General features: G+C 64.3%; 18 protein-coding genes, 4 tRNA genes and 5 pseudogenes. 13 read left to right on the top strand and 14 right to left on the bottom strand.

All coding sequences use genetic code 11. The features are described from left to right. Positions 1 to 6: 6 nt before the first annotated feature. A complete protein-coding gene (gene lplT / locus QYH69_RS29745) occupies positions 7 to 1,314 on the top strand; it encodes a lysophospholipid transporter LplT (RefSeq protein ID WP_308835264.1) in 1,308 nt (435 codons plus the stop codon). Positions 1,315 to 1,357: 43 nt separating this feature from the next. Beyond that, on the top strand, positions 1,358 to 2,164 hold the full coding sequence (thiD, locus tag QYH69_RS29740) for a bifunctional hydroxymethylpyrimidine kinase/phosphomethylpyrimidine kinase (protein ID WP_308835263.1): 807 nt from the start codon (positions 1,358 to 1,360) through the stop codon (positions 2,162 to 2,164). A 115-nt stretch (positions 2,165 to 2,279) separates the two neighbouring features. Here thiD and QYH69_RS29735 read toward each other — a convergent pair whose 3' ends face one another. Genes QYH69_RS29735 through tsaB form a run of 4 tightly spaced genes read right to left on the bottom strand, consistent with a single transcriptional unit; the run spans position 2,280 to position 5,770 of the window. Beyond that, positions 2,280 to 3,251 carry a DUF1853 family protein gene (locus QYH69_RS29735; RefSeq protein WP_308835262.1) on the bottom strand — a complete coding sequence of 324 codons (972 nt, stop codon included), beginning with the start codon at positions 3,249 to 3,251 and terminating at the stop codon, positions 2,280 to 2,282. Then, positions 3,251 to 4,393 (bottom strand): uracil-DNA glycosylase family protein, encoded by a 1,143-nt coding sequence (locus QYH69_RS29730; RefSeq protein WP_308835261.1) that lies wholly within the window; start codon positions 4,391 to 4,393, stop codon positions 3,251 to 3,253. The genes QYH69_RS29735 and QYH69_RS29730 overlap by 1 nt, the downstream gene beginning before the upstream one ends. Further along, complete coding sequence (rimI, locus tag QYH69_RS29725; protein ID WP_075156847.1) at positions 4,380 to 4,874, bottom strand: ribosomal protein S18-alanine N-acetyltransferase; 495 nt, start codon at positions 4,872 to 4,874, stop codon at positions 4,380 to 4,382. Before rimI ends, QYH69_RS29730 begins: the two co-directional genes overlap by 14 nt. Next, on the bottom strand, positions 4,871 to 5,770 hold the full coding sequence (gene tsaB / locus QYH69_RS29720; RefSeq protein WP_308835260.1) for a tRNA (adenosine(37)-N6)-threonylcarbamoyltransferase complex dimerization subunit type 1 TsaB: 900 nt from the start codon (positions 5,768 to 5,770) through the stop codon (positions 4,871 to 4,873). Before tsaB ends, rimI begins: the two co-directional genes overlap by 4 nt. A 132-nt stretch (positions 5,771 to 5,902) precedes the next feature. Here tsaB and QYH69_RS29715 point away from each other — a divergent pair, with 132 nt between their 5' ends. The 3 genes from QYH69_RS29715 (at position 5,903) to aceA (ending at position 9,992) form a co-directional block, all read left to right on the top strand. Next, positions 5,903 to 6,166 (top strand): acyl-CoA-binding protein, encoded by a 264-nt coding sequence (locus QYH69_RS29715; RefSeq protein ID WP_308835259.1) that lies wholly within the window; start codon positions 5,903 to 5,905, stop codon positions 6,164 to 6,166. 440 nt (positions 6,167 to 6,606) lie between these two features. Next, positions 6,607 to 8,277, top strand: coding sequence for a DEAD/DEAH box helicase (locus tag QYH69_RS29710; RefSeq protein ID WP_308835258.1), 1,671 nt, complete (start codon positions 6,607 to 6,609; stop codon positions 8,275 to 8,277). Positions 8,278 to 8,669: 392 nt separating this feature from the next. Next, entirely contained in the window at positions 8,670 to 9,992 is a 1,323-nt protein-coding gene (aceA, locus tag QYH69_RS29705) for an isocitrate lyase (RefSeq protein WP_308835257.1), read from the top strand. 238 nt (positions 9,993 to 10,230) lie between these two features. Here aceA and QYH69_RS29700 read toward each other — a convergent pair whose 3' ends face one another. Together QYH69_RS29700 and QYH69_RS29695 are read right to left on the bottom strand one after the other, a co-directional pair. Further along, positions 10,231 to 10,665 (bottom strand): universal stress protein, encoded by a 435-nt coding sequence (locus QYH69_RS29700; protein ID WP_308835256.1) that lies wholly within the window; start codon positions 10,663 to 10,665, stop codon positions 10,231 to 10,233. A gap of 234 nt (positions 10,666 to 10,899) precedes the next feature. Beyond that, complete coding sequence (locus tag QYH69_RS29695; protein ID WP_308835255.1) at positions 10,900 to 11,802, bottom strand: LysR family transcriptional regulator; 903 nt, start codon at positions 11,800 to 11,802, stop codon at positions 10,900 to 10,902. A 204-nt stretch (positions 11,803 to 12,006) separates the two neighbouring features. Here QYH69_RS29695 and QYH69_RS29690 point away from each other — a divergent pair. Further along, positions 12,007 to 12,575 (top strand): annotated as a pseudogene (locus QYH69_RS29690) (malate synthase A); the annotation flags it as partial. Positions 12,576 to 12,617: 42 nt separating this feature from the next. Here QYH69_RS29690 and QYH69_RS29685 read toward each other — a convergent pair. Next, positions 12,618 to 12,932, bottom strand: a pseudogene (locus QYH69_RS29685) (hypothetical protein); the annotation flags it as partial. On the opposite strand from QYH69_RS29685, the pseudogene QYH69_RS29680 reads away from it, so the two are divergent. Beyond that, positions 12,899 to 13,594 (top strand): annotated as a pseudogene (locus QYH69_RS29680) (malate synthase A); the annotation flags it as partial. The pseudogenes QYH69_RS29685 and QYH69_RS29680 sit on opposite strands and share 34 nt — an antisense overlap. 138 nt (positions 13,595 to 13,732) lie before the next feature. On the opposite strand, the gene QYH69_RS29675 reads toward QYH69_RS29680, so the two are convergent. Then, positions 13,733 to 14,137, bottom strand: coding sequence for a gamma-glutamylcyclotransferase family protein (locus QYH69_RS29675; protein WP_308835254.1), 405 nt, complete (start codon positions 14,135 to 14,137; stop codon positions 13,733 to 13,735). 296 nt (positions 14,138 to 14,433) lie between these two features. Between QYH69_RS29675 and QYH69_RS29670 the strand changes: the two genes are divergently transcribed. After that, positions 14,434 to 15,339 carry a helix-turn-helix transcriptional regulator gene (locus QYH69_RS29670; RefSeq protein ID WP_308835253.1) on the top strand — a complete coding sequence of 302 codons (906 nt, stop codon included), beginning with the start codon at positions 14,434 to 14,436 and terminating at the stop codon, positions 15,337 to 15,339. On the opposite strand, the pseudogene QYH69_RS36165 reads toward QYH69_RS29670, so the two are convergent. From QYH69_RS36165 to QYH69_RS29645, 6 genes and pseudogenes are all read right to left on the bottom strand, one after another. Next, positions 15,340 to 15,483 (bottom strand): annotated as a pseudogene (locus QYH69_RS36165) (GNAT family N-acetyltransferase); the annotation flags it as partial. It abuts the gene before it with no gap. A gap of 82 nt (positions 15,484 to 15,565) precedes the next feature. Then, positions 15,566 to 15,806, bottom strand: a pseudogene (locus tag QYH69_RS36160) (GNAT family N-acetyltransferase); the annotation flags it as partial. A 173-nt stretch (positions 15,807 to 15,979) separates the two neighbouring features. Then, positions 15,980 to 16,056 (bottom strand) — tRNA-Asp (locus QYH69_RS29660). Between the two features lie 48 nt (positions 16,057 to 16,104). Beyond that, positions 16,105 to 16,180, bottom strand: a tRNA-Glu gene (locus QYH69_RS29655). A gap of 130 nt (positions 16,181 to 16,310) precedes the next feature. Further along, positions 16,311 to 16,387, bottom strand: a tRNA-Asp gene (locus QYH69_RS29650). Between the two features lie 101 nt (positions 16,388 to 16,488). Further along, positions 16,489 to 16,564: transfer RNA gene (locus QYH69_RS29645), tRNA-Glu, on the bottom strand. 483 nt (positions 16,565 to 17,047) lie between these two features. Between QYH69_RS29645 and QYH69_RS29640 the strand changes: the two genes are divergently transcribed. From QYH69_RS29640 to QYH69_RS29620, 5 genes are all read left to right on the top strand, one after another. Further along, positions 17,048 to 17,488, top strand: a complete 441-nt coding sequence (locus tag QYH69_RS29640) for a hypothetical protein (RefSeq protein ID WP_308835252.1) — start codon at positions 17,048 to 17,050, stop codon at positions 17,486 to 17,488. 235 nt (positions 17,489 to 17,723) lie between these two features. Continuing rightward, positions 17,724 to 18,368: a GntR family transcriptional regulator gene (locus tag QYH69_RS29635; RefSeq protein WP_308835305.1), complete on the top strand. Its 645-nt coding sequence runs from the start codon at positions 17,724 to 17,726 to the stop codon at positions 18,366 to 18,368. 182 nt (positions 18,369 to 18,550) lie between these two features. After that, entirely contained in the window at positions 18,551 to 19,369 is an 819-nt protein-coding gene (locus QYH69_RS29630; RefSeq protein ID WP_308835251.1) for an SDR family oxidoreductase, read from the top strand. 97 nt (positions 19,370 to 19,466) lie between these two features. Then, positions 19,467 to 20,399, top strand: coding sequence for a 3-keto-5-aminohexanoate cleavage protein (locus tag QYH69_RS29625; protein WP_075156836.1), 933 nt, complete (start codon positions 19,467 to 19,469; stop codon positions 20,397 to 20,399). 14 nt (positions 20,400 to 20,413) lie between these two features. Next, positions 20,414 to 21,001, top strand: a complete 588-nt coding sequence (locus tag QYH69_RS29620; protein ID WP_308835250.1) for an N-acyl homoserine lactonase family protein — start codon at positions 20,414 to 20,416, stop codon at positions 20,999 to 21,001. Positions 21,002 to 21,045: the final 44 nt, after the last annotated feature.

Genomic DNA, 21,045 nt, shown 5'->3' with positions numbered 1-21,045 from the left:
CATCAGATGAAAAAAGGTTTTTACACGATCATGGCCGCGCAGTTCTTCTCGTCGCTGGCCGACAATGCGCTGCTGATCGCTGCCATCGCACTGCTGAAAGACCTTCATGCCCCCAATTGGATGACGCCGCTGCTCAAGCTGTTCTTTGTGCTGTCGTACGTCGTGCTGGCCGCCTTCGTCGGCGCGTTCGCCGACTCGCGGCCCAAGGGGCGCGTGATGTTCGTGACGAACACGATCAAGGTGATTGGCTGCGTCACGATGCTCGCCGGCGCGCATCCGCTCATTGCATACGGCATCGTCGGCTTCGGCGCCGCGGCCTATTCGCCGGCCAAGTACGGCATACTCACCGAACTGCTGCCGCCTGACCGGCTCGTCGCGGCCAACGGCTGGATAGAAGGCACGACGGTCGGCTCGATCATCCTTGGCACGGTGCTCGGCGGCGCGCTGATCAGCCCGCATATCGCCTCGCACATCATTAAACACACGCCCCCCGCGATTCACACGCCCGCCGAGGCGGCGATGCTCATCATCATCGTCATCTATGTCGTCGCGGCGCTCTTCAATCTGCGCATCCCCGACACCGGCGCGCGCTATCCGAAACAGGAGCGCGGGCCGCTCAAGCTCATCACCGACTTCGCCGACTGTTTCAACGTGCTCTGGCACGACAAGCTCGGCCAGATCTCGCTCGCGGTTACGACCCTATTCTGGGGCGCGGGCGCGACGCTGCAGTTCATCGTGCTGAAATGGGCCGAAGTGTCGCTCGGCATGTCGCTGTCGGAGGGCGCGATCCTGCAGGCCGTGGTCGCGGTCGGCGTCGCGGGGGGCGCAATGATCGCCGCAGCGCGCGTGCCGCTGAAGAAATCGCTGTCGGTGCTGCCGGTCGGCATCATCATGGGCATCGCGGTGATGCTGATGGCGTTCTACACGCGGCACCTGTTTCCGCCGCATTGGGGCATCTATTTCGGCCGCATGCATATCGGCGGCTACCTGATCTTCGCGTATCTGTTCCTGATGGTGGTCGGCGCGCTTTCGGGCTTTTTTGTCGTGCCGATGAATGCGCTGCTGCAGCATCGCGGCCACGTGCTGCTGTCGGCCGGCCACTCGATCGCGGTGCAGAATTTCAACGAAAACCTGTCCGTGCTCGTCATGCTGTGCCTCTACGCGGTGCTCGTCTGGCTCGACGTGCCGATCACGATCGTGATCGTGCTGTTCGGCACCTTCGTCTGCGTGATGATGTGGCTCGTGATGCGGCGCCACCAGGCGAATCAGCGAGCATTCGATTCGGTCGCGCTGATCGGCGAAGCGCGGCACTGACCGCGCGCCACGGGTTCGACCGCCCTGCCTTCCCCGTTCTTTCATGACCCAAGTCATTCCCAATGTCCTGACGATCGCCGGCTCCGATTCCGGCGGCGGCGCCGGCATCCAGGCCGATCTGAAGGCGTTTTCGGCGCTCGGCGCGTACGGCGCGAGCGTGATTACCGCGCTGACCGCGCAAAATACGCGCGGCGTGACCGCGATTCACACGCCCGACCCGGGTTTCGTCACGGCGCAACTCGACGCTGTGTTCGACGATATCCGCATCGACGCGGTGAAGATCGGCATGCTCGCGAACGCGCAGATCGTGCGCGCGGTCGCCGAGGCGCTGCGGCGCTACCGGCCGTCGCATGTCGTGCTCGACACGGTGATGATTTCGAAGAGCAACCATGCGCTGCTTGCACCCGATGCGGTCGACGCGTTGCGCGACGAATTGCTGCCGCTCGCCGATCTGTTGACGCCGAATCTGCCCGAGGCAGCGGCGTTGCTCGGCACGGCAGCGGCTAGCGACGAAAGCGCGATGGTAAGCCAGGGCGAAGCGCTGCGTGCGCTCGGCGCACACGCAGTGCTGATGAAAGGCGGCCATCTCGCGGCCGCCGACAGCCCCGACTGGCTCATCGAGGCAGGCGGCACGCTGCGCGTGGGCGGCGCGCGCGTGCCGGTGCGCAATACGCATGGCACCGGATGCACGTTGTCCTCGGCAGTTGCAGCGTTATTGCCGCAGCGGCGCGATCTCGCCAGCGCGGTCGTCGATGCGAAGCAATATCTGACCGGTGCGCTCGAGCAGAGCGCGCGACTCGACGTCGGTCGCGGCGTCGGTCCTGTGCACCATTTTCATCGGTGGTGGTGAGCGCGGGCGGGTCTATCGATCAACCGCGACTAACCGGCCCAGACCGACCACGCGGCGAGGCAGCCAGGCGGTGAAACGGCGAAACGGCCAACCAGTCAAGCAGCCCGCGCTGCGCCTAAGCGCGCGCGAACGCGAGCGCCTGCGCGGGCCACGCATCCGGCACGACAAAACCGCGCGACGTCTCGCGCCAGCCGCCCTGTTCGTCATCGGCGGCAAACGTCGCGACCATCGTGGGGCCGCTATGCTGCGCGAGTTGTGCGCTCAAGGCCCGTATGCCGAAAAGGTTCGCGGCGTTTGCATTGCCGCTGCGGCGCCGCCGCGATAGCCATTGAAGTCGCGGCAGAACGGACCATGCGTCGCCCAGCGCGGCGGCAAACGACGGCCAGTCCGCTCGCGTCGTCCACCAGCCACGCGCATGGTCCGGATCGATCTCGGACGGTTCGGTGGGCGTGCCGCCATCGCGATAGAACAACCAGCCCTTGACGAACATTTGCGCGTCCCACGGTCCGACGTGACCAAGCGACGCGAATTCGGCGCGCGCGCTCAACGGCAGTTGATGATCGAGCAAACGGCGTAGCTTCACGTCGAAACGATCCTGCAGATTCGGTCCGACATAGTCCGCGAGCTGGGCGCGGCTTTCGCCTGCATGCAGATAGCATTTGACCGCGAGCTCCCAATGCAGCCGCCGGCTCGTCCGGGTTTGAACGAGGAAGTCGCATTCGCCGAGCGTGAGGCCATTGCGCCGCAACGCCACGTTCGCGGCCACGAGGCGCGCGGCCGGCCCATGCTGCAACGACCACGCGAGCAGGCACTCCGCGTAACGGCCAAGGCGCGTCACACGCGCGGCGGCGATATGACGATGCAGCGCAGCGGGGTCGGCATATTCGGCAACGAGCCAGTCGAGCGTCGCGGCTGCTTCCTCGGCCGACTCGAACGGCTCGGCCAGCACGCCGGCAGGCGGTTGCGCGCGCAACAGGTCCGGACTGAACAGCAGCCACGCGAGATCGCGCACCGCCGGGTCGGACAGCCTCTCAAGCCGCGCGGCACCACGCGGCGCTAATCCGGCAGACAGGCTGTCGGCCGCCATCAGTCGGCCACGGGACGGGTTGCGGCATCGGCAGCGGAACACGCGCTCGCGCCCGCCTTGCGCCACGTCTCGCGCGCAAGACACAGGTCCTGCCACGCCTTGGCCTTGTCGTGCAGACTGCGCAGCAGATACGCGGGGTGATAGGTGACGATCACGGGCACACCTTCGTACGTATGCACGCGTCCACGCAGCGACGAAATGCTCGCATCGGTCTTCAGCAGGCTTTGCGCGGCGAAGCGGCCGAGCGCGACGATCAGCTTCGGTTTGACGAGCGCGACCTGGCGCTGCAGATACGGTTCGCAGCGCGCAACCTCCTCGGGCTCGGGATTGCGGTTACCCGGCGGCCGGCACTTGAGCACGTTCGCGATATAAACATTCGCGCCGCGCGCCAGCGACAACGAATGCAGCATGTTGTCGAGCAGCTTGCCGGCCTGGCCGACGAACGGCTCACCCTGACGGTCCTCGTTTTCGCCCGGCGCTTCGCCGATCAGCATCCAGTCCGCGTCGCGGTCGCCGACGCCGAAGACCGTCTGCGTGCGCTTCTCGCAGAGACGGCAGCGTTCGCAGCCGGCCACGCGCTGCGCGAGCGCGTCCCAGTCGAGCGAGGCGACCGGCGGCAGCGACGATTCAGTGCCGGGATCGTCGCTCGCGAAGTCCGCGGGACGGTCGGGCGTCGGCGGGCGCGCGCGCGACGACGGCTGCGCGGGAAGCTCGTCGAACCATGCGAAGTCGTCGTCGGGCGATGTTGATTGCGCCGTTGGTTGCGCTGGCGGAGTGGGCTCCGGACGCGTTGCGAAGGGTCTGCGTCCCGCTTCCGGCGACTCGCTTCGCGACGTCGATTCGCTCGGCGCGGTGCGCTGCGCGGGCACCGCAACATCGGACAACGGAACGTCGGCGCGCCTGGTCGCCGCGCCGGCCTCACCGCGCGCGATCGCCGCGGCAACGGGCGCCTGCCCGCCACACGCGGCATCGGGCAATACGTTCGCCTGCGCATGCGCCGATACGGCGTCCCGCGCGTGCGCGACATCGGCGCTCGCGCGGCCTTCCGCGTCCCCGGGCGCCGCCGGTGCATTCGCGCTACCGCGCCTCACCCACAGCGGCGCGAGGCCGAGTTCTTCCAGCGCGGACTCATGCAACGCCATCGGCGCCCTCCTTCTCAAAAGAAAATCGCATCACGATTGCGTCTTCCCGGCTGCGGTGCCGCGCCGGATAGTAGTTCTTGCGCCGGCCGATCGACGCAAAGCCGAAGCGCTCGTATAGCCGGATCGCGCGATGGTTCGACGGCCGCACTTCGAGCAGCAGCCCCGTCAGCTTTTCCGCATGCGTGATGCGCACCGCTTCGCGCAGCAGCGCGAGCCCCGCGCCCGCATGCTGCGCCGGCGGTGCGACGCATAGATTCAGCAGATGCATCTCGTCGACGACCGGCATCAGCACGCAGTAACCGATCAGCGTCCCCGTTACGTGCCGCAGACAGATGCCGAAATAGCCGTTGCGCAGCGAGTCTTCGAAATTGCCGCGCGACCACGGAAACTCGTAGGCGAGCCGTTCGACGATGGCGACTTCGTCAAGGTCGCCCTCGGTCATCGGCGACATGTAGCGGTCCGCGAGCAATACGCCGCTCATTGTGGAGGCTCGCCGACGTGGTTGCGCGACGGGCCGCCCGCCTGGCCTTGCGCCGCTTTCACGGCAAGCCGTTCGGCCGTGGTCAGTGCGACCTTGTCGCGCACGTATTCGGGTGCCGCCTGATCGGCCGGCACTGTGCGCCCCGCGCGCCATGCGCGCAACGCGGCGAACGCGATCGGCAACGCATGCGGCAGCGCCTCGCCGTCGATCGCGCGCGCGCCGGCAGCAATCGCGAGCCGCGCGCCGAACACCGCAGCCGCGTTGCCGGCAAGCGTGTACGGCACGTCGGGCGCGACGATCCGTTCGGGCGCATCGAGCGCGGCGGCGCGCACCGCGTGCCAGTCTTGCAGCGCATCGTCCCATGCGTAGTCGGCCCAATAGACTTCGTCCATCCGCGCATCGAGTGCGGCGAGCACGCGCGTGGCCGACGGATCGCGCCGACGTGCGCTTTCCGCACACGCGGCAAGCGTGCCGATCGGCACGACCGGGCAGCCGAGCCCAAACGCGAGCCCTTGCGCGACACCGGTTGCGGTACGCAAGCCGGTGAACGAGCCCGGGCCCGCGCCGAACGCGATCGCGTTGCAGGCGCGTAGCGCGTAACCGGCTTCGTCGAACAGCTCGCGAATGGCAGGCAGGAGGCGCGTGCTGGACACCGCGCCGGTCGACTCGTGGCGCGACCAGACCCGTGGCTCGCCGGATGCGCCGTCCGATAAACCGTCCGACAGAGCTTCGACCGGCGAACCGCCGGCCAAACCACGGGCCGGCGAACCACGCGCCGGCGAATCATCGCCCGGTAAACGCAAGGACGAACCCGCGGGCGGATTCGCAACGGCAAGCAACGCGACCGAGCAGAATTCGGTCGATGTATCGAGGGCAAGCAGCACAGTGTCGGTCATGGTCGATATTGTAATGCGCGACCTTCGCGCGTCGGTCGCGAAGCCGACCCGGCGCCACACGTCTGCGGTTCGCACTTGTGCCGCTGTGCTTGTTATGATCGTCAGCCGATCCGACCTTTTGCGGAGTCATCGATGAGCGACGTCGATTCACGCTTCAACCAGGCAGTCAACGATGTAAAGCAGTTGCCTGAACGACCGGGCGACCTCACGTTGCTGCGTCTTTATGGACTTTACAAGCAGGCAACCGCGGGCGACGCGCCCGAGGAACGGCCAGGCTTCGCGGATATCGCCGGCAAATACAAACACGACGCATGGGCGGCGTTGAAAGGCATGGCACCCGAAACCGCCAGGCAGGAATACGTCGAGCTCGTCGAATCGCTGAAAAGCGGCGCTTGATTCACACGACTGCACGGGCCGTGCACGTTTCGGACTGTCCGGACAAACGCGCATGTGCCATTGGTCTGGGCCGTGACCGTTTCATGTCAAATAAGTGGCGCAGTGCAGCAAAGTTAGCTATAATCGCCGCTGCACTTGCAAACGCGGGTGCAACAAAGCGTTTTGCTCCAATCCAGTTTAGAACCTGTCACCTCCCTGCCACGTGCCCTGCTTTTCTACGGGCCACCACGTAAGGCTGGCGGTAAGCCCTCCCGGCGCACCGCATCCGATACAGCTTCTAACGAAAAGCTCGCCTTTATTGTCGCGAGCTGCCCCCGTTTTACGGTTTGCTCGCTGCTGTCTGCTCGCTGAATCCGACAACTTGGGTAATGCCGATTGGCGCCGACGTTTCATCCCCTGGTTTCATCCAAGGGGTTCGTTCCCATGCTTCAAGGATTTTCATGACTTCGAGCAACACCACCAGCCCGTTGAACGCAATCGCCGATGCCGCCCTCGGTCTTGACACGCCCTCCACCGCCGAAGCAACGGCGGCGCGTGCCGACGCACCGGTCGACGCAACGAATGCAGCGGACGCAGCCGGCGCCGATCAAGGACCGACCTTCGCCTCGCTCGGGCTTTCGGAGGAGATTCTTTCCGCACTGACCGCGGCCGGCTACAAAGCGCCGACGCCGGTTCAGCAGCGCGCCATTCCGGCGGGCATCGCCGGGCGCGATCTGCTCGTCTCGAGCCCGACCGGTTCGGGCAAGACGGCCGCATTCATGCTGCCGGCCATCGAGCGTTTCGCCCAGCTGCAAAAAACCCAGGCTCAGCAGCCGCGCCCGTCGGGCGATCCGCGCAGCGCCGATCGCCGCACGCGCCGTCCGCAGCCGGTCGCGCGCCCGGGTCTGCTCGTGCTCACGCCGACGCGCGAACTCGCGATGCAGGTCACCACGGCCGCGTCGACCTACGGCAAGCACCTGCGCCGGCTGCGCACGGTCAGCATTCTGGGCGGCGTCGCCTACGGTCAGCAGTTGATGCTGCTTGCGAAGAACCCTGAAATTCTCGTCGCGACGCCGGGTCGTCTGCTCGACCATCTCGAGCGCGGCCGCATCGATCTGTCGGAACTGCAGATGCTCGTGCTCGACGAAGCCGATCGCATGCTCGACATGGGCTTTATCGACGACATCGAAACGATCGTCGCCGCAACGCCTGCTTCGCGCCAGACCATGCTGTTCTCGGCAACGCTCGACGGCAAGATCGGCTCGCTGACGAGTCGCCTGCTGAGAGACCCCGAGCGCATCGAAATCACGCAACGCATCGAGCAGCGCGACAATATCGCGCAAACCGTGCATTACGTCGACGACCGTGACCATAAGGATCGCCTGCTCGATCATCTGTTGCGCGACGCGGGCCTCGATCAGGCCATCGTCTTCACGGCAACGAAGAGCGACGCGGACCAGCTTGCCGGCCGTCTTGCGGACGCGGGCTTCCAGTCCGCCGCGTTGCACGGCGACCTGCCGCAAGGCGCGCGCAACCGTACGATTCGCGCGCTGCGCGAGCGCCGCGTGCGCGTGCTCGTCGCAACCGATGTCGCGGCGCGCGGCATCGATATCCCCGGCATCACGCACGTGTTCAACTACGATCTGCCGAAATTCGCGGAAGACTACGTGCACCGTATCGGCCGCACGGGCCGCGCGGGTCGCTCGGGTATCGCGGTGAGCCTCGTGCATCACGCGGAACAGGGTGCGTTAAAGCGCATCGAGCGTTTCGTGCGTGCGCCGCTGCCTGTCAACGTCATCGAAGGCTTCGAACCGCGCAAAGCGCCGCCTGCAGGTGGCCGCGGCGGTTTCGGCGGCGGACGCGGCCGTCCCGGCGGCAATGGCGGCGGCCGGCGCTTCGGCGGCAAGCCGGGCGGCAGCGGCAGCTATGGCGGCTCGCGCGAAGGCGGCGGCTACGGTGGTGGCAATGGCGGCGGCGGTCGCGGCTGGAGCGGCAAGTCGTCCAGCGGCGGCGGTCGCGACGGCTACGGCGCATCGCGCGGCGAAGGCGGCAGCAGCTATGCCGGTTCGCGCGACGGTGGCTTTGGCGCACGCCGCGGCGACGGTCCGCGCAATCCGCGTCGCGGCAGCTAACTGCCCGACCTCGTCACAAACCAGCGAAGCGTTAGAGCAGCAAACGCAATCTCGCAAAGCCCGCCTCGGCGGGCTTTTTTTTGGCCCATCCGCAAATTTCACAATATGGAAAAATTTTTTGAGTCGTAAAAAATCGTGCTGCAAGGCACAACCGACGACATTGCAACATGGAAAAAGACCTTCCATGATGCGAAAAGTATTCTCTAATTCATTGATTTTAATAAATTAAATTACCATAAAAAACGTTCGCTACCGCCTGTTGCCGCTTCCGCCACGCGCCTAGACTCTTATATAAGACTTCGCGCTCCGGAGACATCGCAAGCCTGTCGTCCGCCTACCGAGTCCCGCCATTCCACTGTTCAAAACCGGTCTTTATCGAAAGGGAGCACACCATGTCACGCGAACAACAGGTTCAACAGCTGCAGCAGCAATGGAACAGCGACGCGCGCTGGAAAGGCATCAAGCGTAGCTATACCGCCGAGGATGTCGTGCGGCTGCGCGGTTCGGTCGCGGTCGAGCACACGCTCGCCAGGCGCGGCGCGGAAAAACTATGGACCGCGATGCAATCGGAGCCGTTCGTCAACGCGCTCGGCGCGCTGACCGGCAACCAGGCGATGCAGCAGGTCAAGGCCGGCCTCAAAGCGATCTACCTGTCCGGATGGCAAGTCGCGGGCGATGCGAACGTGGCCGGCGAAATGTATCCGGACCAGTCGCTGTATCCGGCCAACTCGGTACCGCTCGTCGTCAAGCGCATCAACAACACGCTGATGCGCGCCGACCAGATCCAGTGGTCGGAAGGCAAGAATCCGGGCGACGAGGGCTATCTCGACTATTTCGCGCCGATCGTGGCCGATGCGGAAGCGGGCTTCGGCGGCGTGCTGAACGCGTTCGAACTGATGAAGTCGATGATCGAAGCGGGCGCGGCCGGCGTGCACTTCGAAGACCAGCTCGCGTCAGTGAAGAAATGCGGCCACATGGGCGGCAAAGTGCTCGTGCCGACGCGCGAAAATGTCGCCAAGCTGACCGCCGCGCGTCTTGCGGCCGATATCTGCGGCACGCCGACCATTCTGCTTGCGCGCACCGACGCCGAAGCCGCCGACCTCATCACCTCCGACATCGACGAAAACGACAAGCCGTTCCTGACCGGCGAGCGCACCGTCGAAGGCTTTTTCCGCACGAAGCCGGGACTTGCGCAAGCGGTGTCGCGCGGCCTTGCGTATGCGCCCTACGCGGACCTGATCTGGTGCGAGACCGGCAAACCCGATCTCGAATTCGCGAAGAAATTCGCCGAAGCGATTCACAAGCAGTTCCCGGACAAGATGCTGTCGTACAACTGCTCGCCGTCGTTCAACTGGAAGAAGAACCTCGACGACGCAACGATCGCGAAGTTCCAGAAGGAGCTCGGCGCGATGGGCTACAAGTTCCAGTTCATCACGCTCGCGGGCTTCCACGCGCTCAACTACTCGATGTTCCATCTCGCGCACGGTTATGCACGCACGCAGATGAGCGCGTTCGTCGAAATGCAGCAGGCCGAATTCGCCGCCGCCGAAAAGGGCTTTACGGCCGTCAAGCATCAGCGCGAAGTCGGTACCGGCTATTTCGATGCGGTCACGCAAACGGTCGAGCGCGAAGCATCGACGACCGCACTGCATGGGTCGACCGAAGACGAACAGTTCTTCGAGAAGCCGGCCACGCTCGACAAGAAGGTCGCTTAACGAGGCTGGCGGCCGGGCGCATCGTCGCGCCGCGGGTCGGGCGAACCGGGCGGGCACGCTCAAGCGGCCCCGCCTGGCCCGGGCCGCCGCCAGCGCGGCGATATGAGCCGCGCGCGGCGCGCGCACCGGAGGCCCACGCGTGACCGGAACGCAACCGGGGACACAACCCGGAACGCACCGGGAACACACCGGCAACGCAATGCGGCGCGCGGGCTGCCGCGCCAAACCATCGGTGCCTTCACCGATAAACGATCACCGGGATCTTCGTATGCGTGAGCACGCGTTGCGTCTCGCTGCCGATCAGCAAACTACCGAGGCCGCGCCGTCCGTGCGATGCCATGAAGATCACATCGCAGCCGCCCTGCTCGGCCGCTTCGATAATGCCGAGGTACGGCGACGGATGCACGCTCGTGTGGCTCGTGCACGCGACGCCCGCGCCGCGCGCCGCCTCTTCGACTTCGCGCAGATGGTCGCGCGCCTCGCGCTCGCTGCGGCCCTGGAACTCGACCGGCGGCTCGACCACGACTTCGGAAAACGGCGAATACGGATACTGCGGCAGACACGCGTAAGCGGTGACGCGCGCGCCGACCGCTTGCGCAAGATCGATCGCGCCGTCGATCGCTTTCTTCGACAGTTCCGAACCATCGGTCGGTACGAGGATATGCTTGAACATGGTGCTCTCCGTCGTCGACTGCGGGTGCACGCGGGGCCTCGCGCGCCACGATACGAACGGCGCCCGCACCGGCGCGGTGGCGGCGGCAGGCATGCTGAGACGATTGTAGTGCGCCAGAATTCTCCGCACGCGGCGTTTGAGGGTCAGTCCGAATATCGGAAACCCGCGCGGCGTATGCGCCGATGCATGCCGCAAAACTCCGCAGGACAGCGAACCTCCACGTTTCGTTGCGCGTTACTGCCAGTAGCTGGGTTCAGCGTAGGTCTGCTTGAGCAAGTCGAGAAAGAGACGCACCCGCAGCGGCAAATGGCGGCGCTGCGCGAATACCGCGTAAATGCCGATCGGCGGCGCGGCGAACGCATCGAGCACGGTGACGAGGCGCCCCGCTGCGAGATCGGCGCCGACTTCCCACCACGACCGCCACGCGAGCCCGTAGCCGGCGAGACACCACTCGTGCAGCACGGCGCCATCCGAACATTCCATCGTGCCCGACACCTTGATCGTGGCGATCTTGCCGTCGTGCTCGAACATCCAGCCGCGCTGCTGGTTCGCGCTTGCCGCGAGCGCGAGACAGTTGTGATGCGCAAGGTCGGCAAGCGTCTGCGGGGTACCGCGCCGCGTCAGATACAGCGGCGCCGCGACGCAGACGCGCCGATTCTCTCCGAGGCGCAGCGACACGAGCGACGAATCGGGCAGTTCGCCGAGGCGCACCGCGCAGTCGAACCCTTCGTTGACGAGGTCGACGAGCCGGTCGGACAGATCGAGCGTAACCGTGACATCGGCATGCGCCGCCGTAAACGCGGCGACGAGCGGTGCGACGTGCAGCCGGCCGAAACCGGCGGGCGCCGAGACGCGCAGATGACCGCTCGCTTTCACGCCGCCCGCGGACACGCTCGCTTCCGCGTTGTTCATATCGTTGAGGATGCGCTGACAGTCTTCGAGAAACGCCGACCCTTCGAACGTCAAAGTAATGCGGCGCGTCGTGCGCACCAGCAGCTTGACGCCAAGCCGCTCCTCGAGCGCATCGATGCGGCGGCCGATGATGGCGGGCGCCACGCCTTCGGCCTGCGCAGCCGCCGTCAGACTGCCGCGCGCGGCGACAGTCGCAAAAGTTTCGATCTGCTTGAAGCGGTCCATGGCGATGTGGAACGGAGTCTGAGGCGGACTGTGATACGGGCGGTACGCGCCCCGTGACGAAGAAACGTCCAGAAATGACGAATCGCCCCACATTAGATATATAAAAGTAAAAGATCAAGTGACGAATGCGATCTTTTCAAGCCGATACAGTCATTAATAAAATTATCTTCTGAATCCGAAGCCTGACCGACCAAGGAGAAAATCATGGCGAACCCGCTGCCGCTCCCGCACGGGATGAAGATCACCGGTGACATCAAAGCCGGTTTCGAAACGGTTCTGACACCTGACGCGCTCGAACTCGTCGCGCAACTGCATCGTGCGTTCGAACCGCGCCGCCGCGAATTGCTGAAGGCACGCGCCGAACGCGTCAGACGGCTCGACGCCGGCGAGCGCCCCGACTTTCTCGCGCAAACGAAATCGATCCGCGACGCGGACTGGACGATCGCACCGCTGCCGAAAGATCTCGCATGCCGCCGCGTCGAAATCACCGGTCCCGTCGAACGCAAGATGGTCATCAACGCGCTGAATTCGGGTGCCGATTCTTATATGACCGACTTTGAAGATTCGAACGCGCCGAGCTGGGACAACCTGATCACCGGCCACATCAATCTGAAGGACGCGGTGCGCCGTACGATCACGCTCGAGCAGAACGGCAAGACGTATCGGCTCAACGACAAGGTGGCGACGCTGATCGTGCGTCCGCGCGGCTGGCATCTCGACGAGAAACACGTGAGCGTCGACGGCGAGCGCGTGTCGGGCGGCATCTTCGTGATCTGCGCGCGGTCGGCCAGACAGAAGTCCTGATCGTTCCTGAACTTCTTGATCGCCGAAAAGATGTAGTCCCAGCGGCCCGCGTTGAGGCCCGAACTGTGCTCGCGCAGCTCATACAGGATCTCGTCCATTTCGAACGCCGCGAGAATCGTCTCGACCAGCACGGTGGCGCGAATCGAACCGCGCGGCACGCCGACTGCTTCCTGCGCGGCGACGAAGATATCGTTCCACAGCCGCGCCTCGAGATGGTTCTCGAGCTTCGGCAAGTAGAAATACGGGCCGCTGCCGCGTGCGAGCAATTCCTTCGCGTTATGGAACAGGAACAGCCAATGCGCCGGCGATCGGCGGCATGAGCGCACTGATCCCGATCAAAAACGACGCGGCGGCCAATGCGGCGGTGACAGGTCTTCAGCAATTCGAGCGCATAGGCGCGCATGAACGGCACGGTCATGGTGAGAAAGCCATGGCCGGCGTACGGTCGGACAAGGCGCGCGACGCGACCGACGGCTACGACGGCGGCTGGGTCGCTCATCCGGGGCTCGTACCGATCGCAATGGATGAATTCGTCAAGGTGCTCGGCGACCGGCCGAACCAGATCGGCAAACAGCGCCCGGACGTCAACGTGACGGCGACCGACCTGCTCGACTTCCGCCCCGAAGCGCCGATCACCGAAGCGGGCTTGCGCAACAACATCAACGTCGGCATTCATTACCTCGGATCGTGGCTCGCCGGGAACGGCTGCGTGCCGATTCACAATCTGATGGAAGATGCGGCGACGGCCGAGATTTCGCGTTCGCAGGTGTGGCAGTGGATCCGCTCGTCGAAGGGCGTGCTCGACGATGGACGCAAGGTGACCGCGCAGCTCGTGCGCGATCTGACGGTGCAGGAACTCGAGAAGGTCAAACAGGTGGTCGGCGGCGACACGAAGACATACGATCGCGCGGCGCAGATTTTCGGCGAGATGTCGACGTCGGCGAACTTCACCGAGTTCCTGACGCTGCCGCTCTATGAGGAGCTTTGACGCACCGACGGCTTCCAATCAATGTTGAATCAACGTTGCGTCAGCGCATTGGAGAAGCGCGTTGAATAAGCGGCGTCGCGGACACTCGCTGCCCGCGGCGCCGTTTGTCTTTGTCGTCGGTGTCGATATCGGCGCGGCTTATTTCCGTGTGCGCCGGTACGCAACCCAATCGCCCGAACCGATTTCCGGCAGCCCTTCCACCGCATGCCGTTGCACCGGATAGTAAAGGCAAGGCAGCGCGGCGCCGTTGACGTCGATCGTCACCTCGTGCGGCATGAAGAGGCCCGTCTCGCCCGGATAGACCTGCTCGATCTCGTCGAGCACGGACACGAGACGCTCGTCGATCTGATAGACGTCGCCCTTTACGTGAATGCCGTCATCGTCGGGCACGAGGCCCGGGTAGCTGCCGAAGTCGAACAGCCGGCCGCGCACCGATCCCTCGCCGACCAGAATCGGCATCGCCAACGCGCTGCTCGCCGCGGCCTTGCCGATATCGTTGACTTCTCCGGCGCGCAAGGTGCCGTACACGAACACGTATCGCATGGACTCAGGTTCCTTCGTCATCAGATCGACACTGCAATGAATGCCGGGTAACGCCGCGCCGAGGTTGGCGACTCATTAGCCACTCGGTCAACTCGTTGGCCGCTCGGCGATCAGCGAACCGGCAGCCATTATGCCTCGCCGCGCGCATCCGCATCGACGATCCGGGCCGTGTCCTTGCATCTGCAATCCGCCGCCATCGCCGCGGTGTTTCAGGCTCGGCATATCGAGCCTCTACAATGTGCGCTACGACAAGGCGGCCCACGCCTTTTGCTCGTGCCCATCGCATTGCGTTCACCATGATCGAGCCCATCCAGCCTACCCTGTCGAATCGCGTCGACTTCGCCGACATCCCGCCCGAATTCGCGCCGACGCGGCAGCATCCGATCCGCGTACGATCGCGGCCGATGCCGGCCGGCGTGCGCGTCGCGCGCCATACGCATGCGTGGGCGCAAGTCGCCTACGCATCGCGCGGCGTGTTGCGCATGACGACGGTCGGTACGACATGGATGGTGCCGCCGTCGCGCGCGATCTGGGTTCCGCCGCATGTGCTGCACGAAGTGACGATCGTCGAAGAGGCGTTTCTGCGCACGCTCTATGTCTACGAAGATGCGGTGCCGCCCGCGCTCGATACGTGCCGTGTGCTCGAGGTGTCGGGACTGCTGCGCGAGGTGATCGCGGCGCTCGATACACCGGGGCTCGCGCCCGCGCGCGAACAGCTGCTCGGCTCGCTCGCACTCGACGAAATCATTCGCTCGGAGCCGTTGCCGCTCGCGGTTCCGATGCCGGCTGAAAAGCGCTTGCGCGCGCTATGCGAAGCGGTGCTCGCCGATCCGGCCGCCACCGATTCGCTCGAGCGTTCCGCCTCGGCCGTGGGCGCGAGCACACGCACGATCGCGCGGCTTTTTCGGCAGGAGCTCGGCGTGAGCTTTTCGCAATGGCGCCAGCAAGCCGTGCTTGCGCGCGCGATCCCGCTGTTGAGCCAGGGGCGGCCGTTGGCGCAGGTCGCGCAGGCGCTCGGCTATCAGAGTCAGAGCGCGTTTTCGGCGATGTTCCGGCGGCAGTTCGGCGAAAGCCCGCGCGCGTTCATCGTGCGCGGCGCCGAGCACCGCGATGCGAACAACGACGAGGAGTCGGACACGCAGCGGATGTTTGCGGACGACGAAACGGATGGCGCTGCGCTGCGCGCTCGCGCGCAAAGCTGATCAGACGCGGCGCGCCATATGGCGAATCGACCCGAGCTGCGCGAGGCGTGGGCCAGCCAGCCGATAGCCCATCCGCTGATAGAGCCGCGCGGCCGGATTATCGACGAACACGCGCAGCTGCAATTCGCGCAAGCCGCGCGCGCGAAAGTCGGAGGCCAAGCGGTCTTAGGAAGACAAAACATTCTACCAACTCCTTGGCTCACAGAACGACATGGCTACGATCCGACTTGCAGCGAGTCGCCCTCTTCGGTAATACGCAGGACGCCGATGCGTTCCCCGTCGGCTTCGAGAATGAAATTTTCCGATTCGCGCCAGCTTGCGAGAAACAGATCGCCGCGCCAGACCAGATGATGACGACGGTAGTAGCCACCCATGTTGTTGCGCGTAAGGGCCTCCGCGAACGGGAAGTCGTCCATGCTGGCCTCGCGCAACTGGAACGGGCACGGTTCTTCGGTTGGGTCGAGCATTCTCGCGGCAATCGGGTGGATTCGGCAGGGTGCGATCACGTTAAGATACGCCGGGCCGGCTGACAATGGCTGATTGCCCGACGCACGCCCGGCGCTCGGGCCGCAGGGCGCGAATAAACATCGATGCCGCAAAGCAAAAAGCCCGCTGACGGATCAGCGGGCTTTCACTTGTCTGGCGGAGCGGACGGGACTCGAACCCGCGACCCCCGGCGTGACAGGCCGGTATTCTAACCAACTGAACTACCGCTCCAGTACTGCTCTTTGCCCCGCGAAAGTGGGTATTTCCGCGGTCGATGTCTGGCGTCCCCTAGGGGATTCGAACCCCTGTACTCACCGTGAAAGGGTGATGTCCTAGGCCTCTAGACGAAGGGGACATACTCGTACTGCAACTACGCTTACACCTTTAATGAAAAAGCCCGTTGAGGCGCTCCTTCGACGCGCACCCTAACGGGCTCTAACCCTAATGGGCTTTCACCTTTTGCCTAAACCCACATGGTTTCAAGCTGGCGGAGTGGACGGGACTCGAACCCGCGACCCCCGGCGTGACAGGCCGGTATTCTAACCGACTGAACTACCACTCCAATCTTTCTATCCTGCCTGCGGGCGTCGGTTAATTCCCGCAAGTTGCGTTGCCTGCAATATAGGCGCTGCACCGCCCTTACCGCAAACCACGCCGATATTCTGGCGTCCCCTAGGGGATTCGAACCCCTGTACTCACCGTGAAAGGGTGATGTCCTAGGCCTCTAGACGAAGGGGACATAATCTTTGCAGATTTGTCACGCACCATCTGCTACAAACTGCGCCGGCTTGACTGCTACCACCGGCTTTCGACGCGATTTGCTGCTAACTTCCGGATAACTTCCGACTGCAAATCAGCGAAGAACGCTATTCTAACTGGCTCAGAATGCTTTGTGAAGCGCTTTTTACTACAAGTTCCGCGACATTTAAGCGACTTTCACCGGTGGAGCGCGCTTTGACTTCACAAAGTTCTGCCGCATCAGCGAAGCTTGCGATTATACGCAGCAGACTCGCCGCCAGGCAAGCGTTTTTGACAGCATTCTCAACGTTACATGCCGACCCGCACGCTCGTCGTGCCGAGCGCAGTTTTCGCCGCGATGCCATCGTCAGTCAATTAACCTGACGAACCAGGAACACTGCCCGCCGTCTCACCTCGCTAAGCTTCGATTCAATCAGCATTGAAGCCGGCGCAATGGGGCCGGCGGTGACTGCGCGGAACAGCAATGGCAAACGGACCGACGGAATCGACCCAACCGGCGAAGGTGGACAATGCGACCGCACGCCGGATCGACGCACGCCAGCTCACCGGCCTCGAGCTTGCAAAAGACGGTGCCTGCTTTGCGCTGCAAGGCGTCGACGACAGCGGCGCCGATTGGGCGCTGCATCTGCCGAGCCACTGTCTGCAGCAGCTGGTTCTCACGCTGCCGAACCTCGCGCTGAAGGCGTTGCGCGCGCAACACAACGATGACACCCTGCGCATCGTCTACCCTGCGCACGCATGCACGGTCGAACTCGCGAGCGACCAGCGGACCTTCATCATGACGCTGCGTACCGAAGACGGTTTCCACGTATCGTTCGGACTTTCGGCCGAGCAATGCGAAACGATCGGCGACAGCCCGCGCCGCGCGAAATTGATATCGAACCGGCTGAGCCGGCCTTCGTAGTCCGCAATACCGCCGTGGCAGTGGCGCGATAGTGCCGTCATAGCACGCCGCGTTATGCGCTCCGCGTTTTCCCTCAGTTGACGCACCCGAACGAGCCGCGCAGACTGCATCTCAAGAAGTGTGATCACAGGTCACACATCGCAACTGATCCGCATAGGATGCGCCGGAGGAAGCCGTGACTACCCGCGTAGCGACGAAAGAACTGCCGCCGCTCGAGCTCGTGGCAAGAGAAACGATGGCGGGCCGCGTCTACGCGCAATTGCGCGAAGCGATCATGACCGGCCGCTTTGCGCCGGGTCAGTTGCTGAGCCTGCGCGGCGTCGCCGATGCGGTCGGTTCGTCGACGATGCCGGTGCGCGCCGCGCTCACGCGTCTGCAAGCGGAAGGCGCGCTGATCGACGGGCCCGGCCGCGCGCTGATGGTGCCGCCAATGACGCTCGATCTGCTCGAAGAGCTGCGCGACGTGCGCATCGCGCTCGAAGGCTGCGTCGCCGCACGCGCCGCGACGCGCATGTCGAAGGCGCATCTCGCCGCGCTGCAGGACGTATTCGACGCAATGGACGCACATGTCGAAGCCGGCGACGTCGCCGCCTACCTCAGCAGCAATTTCGAGTTTCACGTAGCGATCTACACGCATGGCGCGAGCGAAGTGACGCTCGCGACGATCCAGAACCTGTGGATGCGCATCGGCCCGTTCCTCAATCTTGTCGCGCCCGACATTCCGCATATGCGGCGCTCGATGGAGGCACACCGCAAGATCGTCGAAGCGCTATGGCACGGCGACGGCGAAGGCGCGCGCGCGGGCATCGCGCAGGACATCGGCGAAGCGGCCGCGGATTTGCGCGAGCGGCTGATCGAACAGCAGGAGGCAAGCGCCTGACGGATGGCGCGCACGGCGGCGTGAACTGAACACGCCGCCGCGCCGGTTCGCAGCACGTTCGTACCGAAGTCGAAGTATCGCGTAGTAGCCCGAATCGTTGCAAGGAACCGCTGTACACGAACGTGCTACGACGGAAAGGCAACGGGCTCATCACTCATACGAATAACGACGGAGACGACAGCATGACCGTTCTATCAATGTTGACGCCGCGCGCGGGCCTGCGCGTGCTGGTGACCGGAGGCGCATCGGGCATCGGCCTTGCCATTGCGCAGGCATTCGTCGAAACCGGCGCGCGCGTACATGTGTGCGACGCAAGCGAGCATACGATCGACGCGCTGCGCCGTTCGCAGGAACAGGCGTCCGGCAGCAACAAACACACACCTATTACCGCCGCACTCGCGGACGTCGCGGACCGCGACGCCGTCGAAGGCGTCTTCGACGACGTCGCAAAACAGCTCGGCGGCCTCGACGTGCTTGTCAACAACGCGGGCATCGCCGGCCCGACCGGCGGCGTCGACGAGATCGACGTCGGCGAATGGGAACAGACCGTCGATATCAACCTGAACGCGCAGTTCTACTTCGCGCGCCGCGCGGTGCCGCTGCTGCGCGAGGCGCCCGAAGGCGGCTCGATCGTCGCGCTTTCGTCGGTGGCGGGACGGCTCGGCTACGCGTATCGCACGCCCTACTCCGCCACCAAATGGGCGATCGTCGGCCTGACGAAAAGCCTTGCCATCGAGCTCGGGCCGTCCGGCATCCGCGTCAATACGATCCAGCCTGGCATCGTCAAAGGGCCGCGCATCGAGCGCGTGATCGCCGCGCGCGCGCAGCAGCTCAATCTGTCATACGAAGAAATGGAACGGCGCTACCTCGACAAGATCTCGCTGCGTCGGATGACGACCCCCGAGGAAGTCGCCGCCACCGCGCTCTTTTTATGTTCGCCCGCCGGCAAGGGCATCTCCGGCCAGGCGATTTCGGTCTGCGGCAACGTCGAAGTCCTGTAACGCCCGTTTCTCTTTCGCACGCCGCATCCGCGGCGAACGCCGCAGCGAAAACGCCCACGACACACAGCAACGAAGCCCGACGAAACACGAGGACAACATGGCATCCAAGCGTAAAGTCATCATTACCTGCGCGCCGACCGGCGCGATCCACACGCCGTCGATGTCGCCGTATCTGCCGGTGACGCCGAACGAAATCGCCGATGCCGCGCTTGCCGCGGCAAAAGAAGGCGCGGCGATTCTGCACCTGCATGCGCGCGACCCGCAAGATGGCCATCCGACGCAAGACCCGGCCGTGTTCCAGGAATTCCTGCCGCGCATCAAGGCCGAAACCGACGCGGTGATCAATCTCACGACGGGCGGCAGCCCGCATATGACGGTCGCCGAACGGCTGCGTCCCGCGCACCATTTCAAGCCCGAGGTGGCATCGCTGAACATGGGTTCGATGAATTTCGGCCTGTACCCCATGCTTGCGCGCTACAAGGATCTCAAGCACGACTGGGAACGCCAGCACCTCGAAAAGAGCCGCGACCTCGTGTTCAAGAACACGTTCGCCGACATCGAATACATCCTGACTTCGTGTACCGACAACGGCACGCGCTTCGAGCACGAGTGCTACGACATTTCGCACCTGTACAACCTCGCGCATTTCGTCGACCGCGGACTCGTCAAACCGCCGTTCTTCGTGCAAAGCGTATTCGGCCTGCTGGGCGGCATCGGCGCCCATCCGGAAGACCTCGCGCATATGCGCCGCACGGCCGACCGTCTGTTCGGCAACGACTATGTATGGTCGATTCTCGGTGCTGGCCGCAATCAGATCCCGCTCGCGTCGATGGGCGTCGCGCAGGGCTCGCATGCACGCGTCGGCCTCGAAGACTCGCTGTGGATCGAACCCGGCAAGCTCGCCGAATCGAGCGCCGCGCAAGTGCTGAAAATCCGTCAGGTGATCGAAGGCCTGTCGCTCGAGGTCGCGACACCGGCCGAGGCGCGCGAAATGCTGAAGCTGAAAGGCGCGAACGAAGTCAATTTCTGATTGCGGAGACGAGCGTGGCTACTCCCGAACTCAAGGTCGTCGCGATGCCGACCGGCTGGCTCACGGTCGATCACTCGTCGCTGGTCTATGCACGCCATTACGGCCAGCAGATTCGCATTCCCGTATGGTCGACCGCGATCGTCGGTGCGGAGAAAAAGATCGTCGTCGATACCGGCATTCACGATCCGGCCTGGGTCAGCAGCTTTATCTGCCCGTGCGACCAGGCACCCGAAGAGCGGCTCGAGCGCGCGTTGAAGGAATACGTCGGCTGGCGCGCCGACGATGTCGATATCGTGATCAACACGCATCTGCACTACGACCACTCGGGCGGCAACACGCTGTTCCGCAATGCGCGCTTCATCGTCCAGCAGATCGAATGGGAATACGCGGGACGGCCCCTGCCGACGCAAGCGTCGTTCTACCAGGAATTCCTGATCGGCCGCGAGCCGCTCGCGTGGTTTCGCTGGCAGTTCGTCAACGGCATCGCCGACATCGTGCCCGGCGTGCGCGTGATCCCGACGCCCGGCCATACGCCCGGCCATCAGTCGATTGCGGTGAACACCGCGGAAGGCAAGTCGGATCGTAGCCATGTCGTTCTGTGAGCCAAGGAGTTGGTAGAATGTTTTGTCTTCCTAAGACCGCTTGG

Origin of the sequence: Paraburkholderia sp. SARCC-3016, from assembly GCF_031119615.1 — a bacterium.
In the GTDB taxonomy this organism is placed as follows: Bacteria; Pseudomonadota; Gammaproteobacteria; order Burkholderiales; family Burkholderiaceae; genus Paraburkholderia.
The sequence above is the reverse complement of the archived record's forward strand: the minus strand, read 5'-3'. Positions and strand labels throughout refer to the sequence as shown.